13 protein-coding genes and 1 pseudogene are annotated in these 12,266 nt (G+C 39.6%); 13 read left to right on the top strand and 1 reads right to left on the bottom strand.

Annotated features, from left to right (window positions below; translation table 11 throughout):
• Position 1: 1 nt before the first annotated feature.
• Positions 2-2,779: an isoleucine--tRNA ligase gene (gene ileS / locus JCM10596_RS14075; protein ID WP_025027682.1), complete on the top strand. Its 2,778-nt coding sequence runs from the start codon at positions 2-4 to the stop codon at positions 2,777-2,779.
• 203 nt (positions 2,780-2,982) lie between these two features.
• A complete protein-coding gene (locus tag JCM10596_RS28790; protein WP_081792052.1) occupies positions 2,983-3,114 on the top strand; it encodes an FbpB family small basic protein in 132 nt (43 codons plus the stop codon).
• A gap of 74 nt (positions 3,115-3,188) precedes the next feature.
• Here JCM10596_RS28790 and JCM10596_RS14065 read toward each other — a convergent pair whose 3' ends face one another.
• The gene (locus tag JCM10596_RS14065; RefSeq protein ID WP_025027681.1) at positions 3,189-4,178 is read right to left on the bottom strand and encodes an alpha/beta fold hydrolase; all 990 of its coding nucleotides are present in this window, start codon (positions 4,176-4,178) and stop codon (positions 3,189-3,191) included.
• A 140-nt stretch (positions 4,179-4,318) separates the two neighbouring features.
• On the opposite strand from JCM10596_RS14065, the gene lspA reads away from it, so the two are divergent.
• From lspA to JCM10596_RS14015, 11 genes and pseudogenes are all read left to right on the top strand, one after another.
• Positions 4,319-4,810, top strand: a complete 492-nt coding sequence (gene lspA, locus JCM10596_RS14060; protein WP_025027680.1) for a signal peptidase II — start codon at positions 4,319-4,321, stop codon at positions 4,808-4,810.
• Positions 4,811-4,828: 18 nt separating this feature from the next.
• On the top strand, positions 4,829-5,734 hold the full coding sequence (locus JCM10596_RS14055; protein ID WP_025027679.1) for an RluA family pseudouridine synthase: 906 nt from the start codon (positions 4,829-4,831) through the stop codon (positions 5,732-5,734).
• Between the two features lie 44 nt (positions 5,735-5,778).
• Positions 5,779-6,564 (top strand): ribonuclease HII, encoded by a 786-nt coding sequence (gene rnhB / locus JCM10596_RS14050; RefSeq protein WP_025027678.1) that lies wholly within the window; start codon positions 5,779-5,781, stop codon positions 6,562-6,564.
• Between the two features lie 24 nt (positions 6,565-6,588).
• Complete coding sequence (locus JCM10596_RS14045) at positions 6,589-7,899, top strand: TP0910 N-terminal domain-containing protein (RefSeq protein WP_025027677.1); 1,311 nt, start codon at positions 6,589-6,591, stop codon at positions 7,897-7,899.
• Entirely contained in the window at positions 7,896-8,192 is a 297-nt protein-coding gene (locus JCM10596_RS14040) for an EscU/YscU/HrcU family type III secretion system export apparatus switch protein (RefSeq protein WP_025027676.1), read from the top strand. Before JCM10596_RS14045 ends, JCM10596_RS14040 begins: the two co-directional genes overlap by 4 nt.
• Positions 8,173-8,538: a YraN family protein gene (locus tag JCM10596_RS14035; RefSeq protein WP_025027675.1), complete on the top strand. Its 366-nt coding sequence runs from the start codon at positions 8,173-8,175 to the stop codon at positions 8,536-8,538. The genes JCM10596_RS14040 and JCM10596_RS14035 overlap by 20 nt, the downstream gene beginning before the upstream one ends.
• Positions 8,539-8,603: 65 nt before the next feature.
• A pseudogene (locus tag JCM10596_RS29785) lies at positions 8,604-9,793 on the top strand (YifB family Mg chelatase-like AAA ATPase); the annotation flags it as partial.
• Between the two features lie 105 nt (positions 9,794-9,898).
• Positions 9,899-10,186, top strand: coding sequence for a magnesium chelatase subunit ChlI family protein (locus JCM10596_RS31410; protein WP_369345643.1), 288 nt, complete (start codon positions 9,899-9,901; stop codon positions 10,184-10,186).
• Between the two features lie 117 nt (positions 10,187-10,303).
• Positions 10,304-10,495, top strand: a complete 192-nt coding sequence (locus tag JCM10596_RS14025; protein ID WP_025027674.1) for an alpha/beta-type small acid-soluble spore protein — start codon at positions 10,304-10,306, stop codon at positions 10,493-10,495.
• A 24-nt stretch (positions 10,496-10,519) separates the two neighbouring features.
• On the top strand, positions 10,520-10,783 hold the full coding sequence (locus JCM10596_RS14020; protein ID WP_025027673.1) for a DUF3905 domain-containing protein: 264 nt from the start codon (positions 10,520-10,522) through the stop codon (positions 10,781-10,783).
• Positions 10,784-10,980: 197 nt separating this feature from the next.
• Positions 10,981-12,087, top strand: a complete 1,107-nt coding sequence (locus tag JCM10596_RS14015; RefSeq protein ID WP_025027672.1) for a hypothetical protein — start codon at positions 10,981-10,983, stop codon at positions 12,085-12,087.
• Positions 12,088-12,266 lie beyond the last annotated feature (179 nt).

Here is a 12,266-nt window from a genome sequence, read left to right as displayed (position 1 = left end):
GATGGATTATAAACAAACCCTACAAATTACACAAACTGAATTCCCAATGAGAGGGAACTTACCACAACGTGAGCCAGAAATTCAAGCTTGGTGGGAGGAGCAAGATATATATAAGCAGGTTCAAGGACGTACCAAGGGAAGACCTAAATATATTCTTCACGATGGCCCTCCTTATGCCAATGGAGATATTCATTTAGGTCATGCTTTAAATAAAGTGCTAAAAGACATGATTGTCAGATCAAAATCTATGAGTGGCTTCGATGCTCCTTATGTTCCAGGCTGGGATACTCATGGGCTACCTATTGAGCATGCGATTATCAAAAATGAAAAGGTAGACCGTCACAAAGTAGGGATTAATGAGTTTCGACGTCTTTGTGCTGAATATGCTTTGAAGTTTGTTGAAAATCAAAAAGGGCAATTTAAACGCTTAGGTGTCAGAGGAGATTGGGATAACCCATACATTACTCTGAAGCCAGAATATGAGGCGAGACAAATCAAGGTTTTTGGAGAAATGGCGAAGAAAGGCTATATTTATAAAGGCTTAAAGCCAGTTTATTGGTCTCCTTCTTCTGAAACAGCTCTTGCAGAAGCTGAAATTGAATATCAGGATAAAAGATCAGCATCGATCTATGTGAAGTTTAAGGTCAAGGATGGCAAGGGAATTCTAGATCAGGATACCTCTATTGTGATTTGGACGACAACACCATGGACCTTGCCGGCGAACTTAGCGATTTCTCTACATCCTGATTTAGAGTATAGTGTGATTCGTGTGAATGGAGATAAGCTTGTTGTCGCTCATGGTTTGTTGGAAACACTACAAAAAGAGCTTGAGTGGGAAAGCTATGAAGTACTGAGGACGATAAAAGGTCAGGAGCTAGAACGAGCAACAGCACAGCATCCTTTTTATGACCGAGAGTCTCTGATTATTTTAGGAGAGCATGTCACTCTTGATGCGGGTACAGGATGTGTTCACACCGCTCCAGGTCATGGGGAGGACGATTTCCATGTGGGGCAAAAATACGGCTTAGATGTATTAAACCCAGTTGATGACAAGGGACATTTTACAAACGAAGCTCCTGGCTTTGAAGGAATGTTTTATGACAAAGCGAATAAAGAAATTACTCAAAAATTAGAAGAGTCTGGAGCCCTTCTTAAGCTTAGCTTTATTACTCACTCCTACCCTCATGATTGGAGAAGTAAACAACCTGTTATTTTCCGAGCCACAGAGCAATGGTTTGCCTCTATTGATGGTTTTAGAGATCAATTACTTGCGGCTATTAAAGAGGTTAAATGGATTCCAAGTTGGGGAGAAACACGCTTGCATAATATGGTTGCAGATCGTGGCGACTGGTGTATTTCCCGTCAAAGAGTGTGGGGAGTTCCTATTCCTATCTTCTACTGTACGGATTGTCATGTAGAAATAATTACAGATGACACCATTGACCATGTTTCAGGTGTATTCCGCCAAGAAGGATCGAATGCTTGGTATGCGAAAGAAGCTCAAGAGTTATTACCTGAAGGATTTACTTGCCCGAGTTGTGGTGGTACCCATTTTAGAAAAGAAACAGATACGATGGACGTGTGGTTTGATTCAGGTTCTTCTCATGAAGCCGTGCTAAAAGAGAGAGAAGAACTGCAATGGCCAGCAGACTTATACCTTGAAGGCTCCGATCAATATCGAGGCTGGTTTAACTCTTCATTATCTACAGCCGTCGCGACCAGTGGTCAAGCCCCTTATAAAACGATATTAAGTCATGGATTTACGCTTGATGGAGAAGGAAGAAAGATGTCTAAGTCCTTAGGAAATACGATCGTTCCAGCGAAGGTGATGGATCAATTAGGGGCAGATATTCTTCGTCTATGGGTAGCATCAGTAGACTATCAATCAGATGTTCGTATCTCAGATAATATCTTGAAACAAATTTCTGAAGTGTATCGTAAGATTCGTAATACGTTACGTTTTGTCTTAGGGAACCTAGAGGATTTCAATCCTACACAGGATCGAATTGCTCCGGCACAATGGTCTGAATTAGATCAATATATGATGATTAAGGCACAACGTCTTCTTGATCGAGTATTAAAATCCTACGAGCAATTCCAATTTCATAATGTCTATTCGACCATTCACAATTTCTGTACGATTGAGTTAAGCTCCTTGTACCTAGATATCTCTAAGGATCTATTGTATACAGAGCCTAGCACGTCTACGGCGCGTAAAGCGACTCAAACTGTGATGTATGAAATATTAACGATGATAGTTAAGCTAGTATCACCGATCATTCCACATACAGCGGATGAAGTGTGGAAATACGTACCAGGAACAGAGGTGAACAGTGTTCAATTAACAGATTTTCCACAGGTAGATTCAAGCTACTTCAATGATCAGTTAGAACAAAAATGGGATCAGTTTATCCTTGTTCGTGATGAAGTCTTAAAGGCGTTAGAGAATGCCAGAAAAGAAAAAGTAATAGGTCATTCCTTAAGTGCTGCCTTGCATCTATATCCTGAGCAAGGGGCTAGAGAGCTATTAGAACAGTTCGATCAATTAGAGAAGCTGTTTATTGTGTCTAAGGTAGAGCTTCATCAGTTGGAGGAGCTTCCTGCAGAGGGAGCAATTTCGTTAGAGGGACTAAAAGCTATTGTATTGCCGGCAGAAGGTGAGAAGTGTGAGCGTTGTTGGATTGTCACTCCAGAAATTGGTCAAGATCCAAATCATCCGACACTTTGTCCTGATTGTACAACGACTGTAAACACCCATTATGCACATTTGGTGGAATAAGCATAAACAAATGTAGAGAAGTGCTATAGAGCTAAATGATAAAATATAAAAGATCATAGTATTAGAGTTAATGCATAACCCCTTGGGAAAGGACGAATCAATTTCCCAAGGGGTTTATTTTTTTGAATGAAGGGTATAAGGGTTTATGACTGAATTAAAAGGGTATACTGAATTGTGAGAATATTAATGAAAAGGAGCATGACATGAGAAAGATAAGAAGAATGTCGCTTGAAGAGCTAGTTATGGAAAATAAAAAGAATTTACTAAAGGATCGCCATGCTTTGGACAAGATTGAAGAGAAAATTGAACAGAAAAGACTCCATTTACGCACCTAATGTCTAATGGATCAAGGAAAGAAAAAAGGCAGATCGTTGAAAGAATTAATTTCTTTAACGATCTGTCTTTTTTGTTACTGTAGGTAGAGCGATTGATCGGAGTTTTTTTGTAAAAATGAAAGGCAAATAGAATGAAATTGATAGGCTTCCTCGTCGTGGGGAAGCAGACCACTGTTTTCAAAAATATGCAATTCTGATCGTGGATTTAGATGTTTAAATCTGTTGGCATAGTGGACAGGAAGTAGCTTGGCATGTCGTCCCCAGAGAACCAGAGTCGGCATGGTCAGTTCCGACCATTCACTTTGGATAGGCACATCCAATTTTCCTCTTAAAAAAGCTTGGGTTGCTTCTCCTGCATAATTTCCTCCACGATGAGCAGCTAAGTAATATTGTTCAACGATATCCTCAGTTAAGTTTTCTTGGTGGTGATAGATAAACTCCTTTAAGAATTGTCTAATGTTTATTTTGGAAGAAATTAAATAATATAGAGATTGGTTAAGAATAGGAACCTGTAAAGCTAGATTTTTTAAAAACGCCGCATACATTTCATTTTGTTGCTGATGCTCCTCTTCGAGCTCTAGACCAGAAGGACAGATAAGGATCATTTGTTCAAGGGATGAAGCGTCTTGGGCAGCAAGTTGAATAACAAAACCAGCTGAAATGCCACTTGCTAGAATGGAGGTTGGGCGTTTGATCACATCTCGAATAAAATCTGTCAATAAATCAACATAGATCTGTGCTGAATAGCTTATTTTGGGCTTATCTGACAGACCGAAACCAAGTAAATCTATAGAGTAGACCTGGTAGTGATTGGAGAGTTCATCAATATTTTTTCTCCATTCATACGAAGAAGAGCCAGCTCCCACTCCATGAACCAGGAGTAGAGGCTTTCCTTTTCCTTTGACATGATAAGCGATGTGTCCCGCATGCCAGGGGTAAAAATAAAGCTCATCAAAATGAGTGGGATTCCATTCCTTTGATCTTCGTTCTATCTGTTGATTGATTTTGTTTAGGGTGAAGGCTGCCATTCCTGTTAAAGCTAAGGTTTTCATGATTGTTCTCACTAGTAGAGCCTCCTATTCGCGAATATATTCTCAATATTCCCCATCGTGTATTTTTTACTCTATCTAGTTTTCTGTTGTTTCCTCAGGTCGGGTGTGCTACAATTTGAGAAAAAATGCCTTTCAATTATGAGGAGGAAATCATGCTTTATTTTGTCATCGCACTCGTCGTCTTTCTACTAGACCAAGGAACTAAGAAACTCGTTATGGATCGTATGGCTTTGGGGGAGTCCATTCCTATACTATCCGATATTTTTTTCCTTACCTCTCATCGTAACCCAGGTGCGGCATTTGGCATTTTACCGAATCAACGCTGGTTTTTTATCATTGTTACGATCATTGTGGTCATCGGAATCATTTATTACCTCATTAAATTGAAGAATACGAAGAAACTCCTCTCCATTTCTCTGGGTTTAATTTTGGGAGGGGCTCTAGGCAATTTCTTAGACCGTGTCTTGTACGGAGAGGTAGTAGACTTCTTAGATGTAAAAATCCGTTTGGGTCAATTCTATTACGACTATCCTATCTTTAATATTGCAGATAGCGCCTTAGTGATTGGAGTAATCTTATTGCTGTTGGATACCTTAAAGGATAGCATAAGAGAAATCAAACAAAATCAAGCAACAACAGAATAGGATTGGAGCGTACATAATATGGAACAGGTTTTTGACTGGACATTTGAATCAACAGAACCAGAAAGAGTTGATCGATTTTTAAGTCTTGAAAATGAAGATTGGTCTCGTACTCAAATTCAAGAATGGATCAAATCAGGAAATATCGAAGTAAATGGAAATAAAATAAAGCCAAATTACAAATTGCAAGAGAATGACTGTATAGTGCTCAAAGTCCCACCACCTCAAGAATTGCATATTGCCCCAGAAAAAATGAACTTAGATATTGTTTTTGAAGATCAAGATGTCGTGGTCGTGAATAAGCCTCGCGGATTGGTTGTTCATCCAGCTCCGGGACATTATACCGGAACCCTTGTGAATGGCTTGTTAGCTCATTGTCAGGACCTCTCTGGAATTAATGGAGTATTAAGACCAGGGATCGTACATCGTATTGATATGGATACCTCAGGCCTTTTGATGGTAGCCAAAAATGATCGGGCTCACGCATCACTAGCTGAGCAACTTAAGGCTCATACGGTATCAAGAATGTATGTAGGGATTGTTCATGGTGATATTCAACATGAAAAAGGAACAATAGAAGCTCCTATAGGCAGAGACCCTGTTTTGAGAAAGCAGATGGCAGTCGTTGCTACTGGTAAGCCTGCGGTTACTCATTTTCGAGTACTAGAAAGGTTTGGTGAGTTTACACTGGTAGAACTGAAATTAGAAACAGGGAGGACTCATCAAATTCGAGTTCACATGAAATATATAGGTCATCCTCTGGCAGGAGATCCGAAATATGGACCGTCCAAAACATTAGAAATCAAAGGACAAGCATTACATGCTAAGGTCCTAGGATTTGATCATCCAAGGACAGGTGAAAGAATCCATTTTGAAGCTCCACTACCTAGAGACATGGAAACGGAAATAGAGCGCTTGAGAAGGTAGCTAGAGAAGATTATGGAAAGTCTATAAGCAAAAGAGGAAGAATCATGGGGAAACATCATCTTACAGTAGAAAAAATGACCGTTCAAGAAATCAAAGACTGGTTTCATCAGACATCGAGAGAAGAGATCTTGCTTTACTTAGATGTGATAAAAAAAGATCAAAGGGCAAGTGTCCATAAATTAGTAAAAGCATGGGAGAACAAAGAAGCTCAATACCAAGCACAACTTAATCAATGGCAGGTAATGAGTAGGGAAGAGAAGCTTCTTTTTTCAAAGGGCTATCAATATATTGTCGGCATAGATGAGGTAGGAAGGGGGCCGTTAGCAGGTCCTGTGGTGGCAGCAGCCGTCATTTTGCCTGAGGATTTCTTTTTACTTGGAATCAATGATTCTAAAAAACTAAGTGCCTCCAAAAGAGAAGAGTTAGCAGCCATCATAAAAAAAGAAGCTCTGGCCTATTCTGTTGCTTTTGTTGATGCCAAAGAAATTGATCGCATTAACATTTATGAGGCGACTAAAGTAGCGATGCTAAAAGCCATTCAGGAGTTACCTCTCTCTCCTAGCTATGCCTTAATTGACGCTATGAAACTCCCTTTGTCGATCCCTTATCAAGCGATCATTAAAGGGGATGCCCAGTCTATATCGATTGCTGCAGCCTCCATTGTGGCGAAAGTGGAAAGAGATCAATGGATGGAAACAATGTCTGAGTTATATCCGCAGTATGGATTTGAGCGAAATATGGGCTATGGAACAAAGGAACATGTTGAGGCGATTCAAGTACATGGAATCACCCCCATTCACAGAAAGTCTTTTGTAACGAACCTTTGTTAATAAATGAGCAGGAGTTGAGCAGGGATGCTTTCGTTCCCTTTTTTATCAAACATCATAAGAGGACTACAAAATCAAAGTAACCTATCACAATCTGTTACATTAACACCGGGGCAAATTGTATCTGGAGAAATTCTCAAACTTTTTCCAGATCAATCTGCCCTTGTTCAGTTGGGGAAAATTCAAGTTCATGCCAAACTTGAAACGCCGCTCAACGTTGATCAAAAAGCTTGGTTTCAGGTTCAAGAAAATAGGAACCCAGTGACCTTAAAGATTGTTTCTACTGTACAGCAGCCTACGCTTTCTTCCCGTATTCAAGAACCGAATGACCAGTATTTTCCATTATTATCTCTGTTTGGATTGAAGAAAACAGAGAGCAACATGGAAATCCTCAGATTTTTTGTTGATGAAAAATTGCCTATGGCAAAGGAAGGAATACAAATGCTAAGCCGATTGGTAAGTGAATCTAAGTCATCAGCAGAGCCATTATTAAGAGCTGCTCAATCCACCATTTTTAGAGGCTTACCACTTACTCCAGAGATTGTACAATCCATTCGTAGTTATTTGTTTGATCCACCAGTGCATCAGCAATTAAAAGAGTTTCTACCCATGCTGTCCAAACCTGAATTACATACTACACAGAGAGAGCTGGAGATTCAGCTGAATCGACTGGTCATTCAAGAAATAAGTCCGCCTTCAATTAAGTTGGCACTTCAACAGCTGGGGCTTGAACAGGAGAAAATACTAAAACAATCCATCAGACAAACTCTTCATGGTCCTCCAGAGCCACTTCCCTTAGAGCAGCAGCAACTTAAAACCGTTCTTCAACGTTTGGTGATGGACCCAGCCCTACCTAGCGCAATCAAAGAAAAAGCAAAGGGTATGATTCAGCATATTACAGGCCAACAAATTTTTTTACAAAGTGATGTGAATCCACAGAGTCCGTTTTATCAGGTGCTGTTTCAACTACCCATAGAATTTTCCCAGCAAACACAATACCTTTATGGTCAACTGGAAGGAAAGAAAAAAAACAATGGGCAGGTTGACCCTGACAACTGTAGATTGTTGTTTTATTTACAATTCCAATCCTTGGGGGAAACGGTTATTGATGTACAGGTTATCAATAGGCTTGTTTCTATTGCTATCTATAATGCCACTTCATTAAAGGAGATTATACACCAATACAAACCAATTCTATCTGTGGCATTGGGGGAAAAGGGATACACCTTGTCAAATCTAAGCTGGAAGGAGCCTCAGCAGGGGCATCAAGGTAGTCAGTCAGCTCTAAATTACCCTCTCCCTATACGCCCCTATAAAGGAGTGGATATCAAAATATGAGTGAAAAAGATCTATCAAGGAAAAAAGCAGTAGCTCTGCGCTATGATCAAAATGTTGCAGAAGCTCCTCAAGTAAAAGCGAAAGGTACAGGGGTGGTAGCCGATCAAATTATTGAATTAGCTCAACAAAATAATATTCCTATTCAGGAGGATACGGCACTTGTTGAGCTTTTATCTAAATTAGAACTTGATCAGCAAATACCTGAAGAGCTTTTTGAGGTCGTTGCTGAGATCATGGCGATGATCTATCGAATGGAAAAGAGGGTTGCAGAGAATGAGCAAGGAGGTGCGTAAGGCGCTTGGGAACTACGGAGAGGGATTGGCTTTAAGAGAATATATTTCCTCCGGCTATGAGCTCTTGGAACAACAATATCGATGTAAGCTAGGAGAAATCGACTTAATTTTTCAAAAAGAAAACTGCCTTTATTTCGTGGAGGTTAGAACGAAAACAAATGATTCCTTTGGCTTAGCAGAGGAATCAATCACTCAGAGGAAACAGGAAACCATTAGGAAGGTAGCCCAGTTTTACCTACAATCCAACCGTTTTCAGGATGTCAACCTTCAATTTGATGTGGTAGCCATCAGGATTTCTAAAAAAGAGAAAAAAGCTTGGATGAAACGGTTTGCTCAAGCTTTTTAAGTCTGTTTTTTATAAAAAGAAAGCCATTGTTACCTTTGTAGTGGGAATGAGGAGGATTTATAAAAATGTATATAAAGCTGTACGGAGCTCATTTATTAGGGCTTGATAGTCATATGATCGAAATCGAGGCAGATATTTCAAATGGGCTTCCCCATTTTGACATCGTAGGTCTACCTGGAACAGCATTGAAAGAATCAAAGGAGAGAGTCAGATCCGCCATCAAGAATAGTGGTTTTCAATTTCCTATGAAACGAATTACCATTAACTTAGCTCCTGCCCATATACGGAAAGAAGGATCTTATTTTGATACGGCGATCGCTTTAGCGATTCTCTTAGCTGATGAACAAATTGTATTATCAACAGAACAATACAACAAACTGGGAAATCAGTTATTTGTAGGGGAGCTTGCCTTGGATGGCAGTACCCGAAGAAACGATGGAATATTTCCACTGGTTTTAGCTGCAAAAGAAAAAAGGTATAAGAAAATGATTATCCCGAAAGAGAATCAAGAAGAAACAGCCTCTATTACAGGAATTGATATCATACCCATTCAACATCTTCGTGAATTAATTGACCTCATCAAAGAAACACCTTCTGATTTTACTCCCATCAAAACAACTTCTATTGAAACAAATGTCAAAAATACAAAACAGCTTGATCATGAAAAAAGACGAAGAGAAGAGCGAACCTTATTTGAGGATATTAAGGGTCAAGAACAGGTTAAACGTGCCTTTGAAGTAGCAGCGATAGGGAACCATCATCTCTTGATGATTGGACCTCCTGGTAGTGGAAAAACGATGTTAGCTTCAAGTTTTGGGACCTTGCTGCCAGAACTTTCGGAGAAGCAGTCTATCGAAGTGACAAAAATATATAGTGTCAATGGTGGGCTACAAGGAGAAGTCGGATTACGGAAAGAGCGTCCCTTTCGTTCTCCCATCATACAGCAACCACAGCGGGGATGATTGGGGGAGGGGTTCCAGTAAGACCTGGTGAGATCAGTATGGCTCATCATGGGGTTTTGTTTCTGGACGAGTTTTTAGAATTCAGAAGACCTGTTCTGGAGTCCTTGCGTGAACCGTTAGAAGAAGGCAGAGTAACCATCTCGCGCAATCACCATCAATATGTATTTCCTGCACAATTTTTGCTGATTGTAGCCATGAATCCTTGCCCCTGTGGTTTTTATGGTTATGAAAGTGAAAGAAAACAATGTATTTGTTCAGCCGCTCAAATAGAAAAGTATCGTGGGAAATTATCAGGTCCTCTATATGACCGTTTAGATATCCATATTGATGTTCCATTGATTAGCTTTCAAGAATTGACCAAAGAGAAGGGTGGGGATGGGGAATACACCACATCAAAAATGTGCCAGAGGATTCAACGAGCACTCCAATTTAAACAACAGCGAAAGGGGTCAGAAGTGGTTAACTCAAGACTGTCAGCGAAAGAAGTTGAGCAAGAATGCTCTTTAACCTCAGGGGCTCAGGAACTCCTCAAGCTTGCTTTTGAAAAGCTTCATTTTAGTGCCAGAGGTTATCATAAAATCTTAAAGCTGGCTCGTAGCATTGCTGATTTGAATCAAACAGAACAGATTGACGAATTAGCTATCTCCGAGGCGATATCTTATCGCTCACTTGATCGAAAAAGGTAGGGAATGATTACTTCTATACCCATAACAAAGCCCTTATATAGTTCTTCACTTCGTACACACTATAAATACTCTAAGAATGAATTAGAGAAGTTTTCAAACACAAGGGGGCTAGTATCGATGGCGAGCAGAAATAGGTTATTGGTACCAGGCGTTGAAAAGTTTTTGGACGAAGTGAAGTTTGAGATTGCTGAGGAGTTTGGTGTGCAATTAGGAGGACAATCGTCCTCTAGACAGAACGGATCTGTTGGGGGCGAAATTACGAAGCGCTTGGTTCAACAAGCAGAAAGTATGCAGTTTAAACAAAAATAATGAACAAACTGGGGTGAGTGAAGGGTGCCAAAGAAAAAACAGAGAGCGTATGATCCGAATCCTTCAACTCCACTTGATCATTGGAGTGTGGATGTTGATCCAGCAATGATGTCTGGGCAGTATTGGGAGCGGGAAGAAAACTCTCCGCTTGAAAAAGACATTGGCTGGGCAACAGAAGAAAATAAAGATTTACAAAAAAATATACCACCTGCGGGTGCCATGTTTATGCACCCCACCCATGATGTTAGTTATGAAAAAGATACTGTTCTTGGAGATGAAGCACCATAACGTTAGTAAATACAATGGCTAAATGGGTTTATCCCGAAGCAAGCCTCTTATGGAAACGGCACTTATGTGTTGAAGAGGCTTGTGTATACATACAAAACGACAAAATTTTCAATCTTGTCATAAAACGAAGCAGAAAAAAGAAGGGAAACAGGGTGCTAAAATAGAATTGTGAGGGATGGGGTCCAAGGAGGAGACGAATGGACATTACAATAAAACGCATGATCTTGCCTTTTATTTGTTTTAGCATTGCTGCATTAATAGGATGTACATCAACTATAGAGGTGGCTCAATCCGATCCATTACCACAAGGACTGAATCAAGAAAATAAAGAAGCATCGGAGCTTCGTGGACTTAGTGAATGGGGAGAAAAAAAATATAAAAAGGTCCTCCTTATTTCACAAACTGGGAAAGAAATCAATGTAAACCCTGAAGAATTTGAACATTATTGGAAAACTTTCTACCCATTTTTATTGGAAGAACCTACTTTTGAATTTGCACAGCAGTATACCATTATTACTTGGGATGAGGGGAATCAAGCTTATGTAACACAGGTGGCGGAAGAGGGAATAAAAGTAGGTCAACTTTTTTATTCTCACCCTGATATGTCCGCATTTTTACATTGGATTGACACTCAAATCGGAGAGCAATATTTAAAGAATTTGACAACAAGCCGTATCCTAGTTTCAGCTAATGATTTGTCTATTTCACAACGCCAAACCTCACAGGGGATGATCCCGCAAATTCTTACGATTTTAGATGCTTCGACCCTTATTAACGGAGAAGCAAGAATACGTTATCCATTATTTCCAAGTTATCAAATAGAACTTGAATTAGATCATGAAATCAACCGAACGATCTATGTCCTTAGTCCAACGATGATTGCGATTAGGGATGGTGATAGCGTGTGGAATTATCAGCTCAACGATTCTATTTTTAAAGTTCTGAAACAGGTTGTACCAATTCCTTCAGCGTCACCATCTAAAATAAACGATTTATTCACAGCGAGTGAAGTCCGTATATTCGAAAAGAATAGGAAAGTGTTACAGCTTCATGCAACAGATGGAATACAGGAAAATGCTATCATACACGAAATCGTTCGAATTCTCACACAAGGAAATAGTGTAACTACTGAACAAGAATTCCAAAAGGATGAAGAGGAAGACAATGTAATGCTTGAGTTTTATTTTGCTGATCACACCTCGGTCATAATTGAAGTCATAGATCAACATCATTTTCAGTATCAGGGTCAAACAATTTATTATTTGAAAGATGTTCGAACGCTGTTACAAGAAATGATAAAGTAGATGAACCATCAGATGGAGTTTTTACTCCACCTGATGGTTTTTCGTCCTTATCGGGTTCTTACCGATGTTAGAACGGGAGAAAAAAAGATTTTTAATATTTTTTGACACTTTCAGTTCGACAAATTGACTCTAATATTGTAAGCTGATAAGTGAAGTTTTAAAACAAAAAAGGATGTTTT

Source organism: Caldalkalibacillus mannanilyticus JCM 10596, assembly GCF_000615945.1.
Taxonomy (GTDB): domain Bacteria; phylum Bacillota; class Bacilli; order Caldalkalibacillales; family JCM-10596; genus Bacillus_AT; species Bacillus_AT mannanilyticus.
The sequence above is the reverse complement of the archived record's forward strand: the minus strand, read 5'-3'. Positions and strand labels throughout refer to the sequence as shown.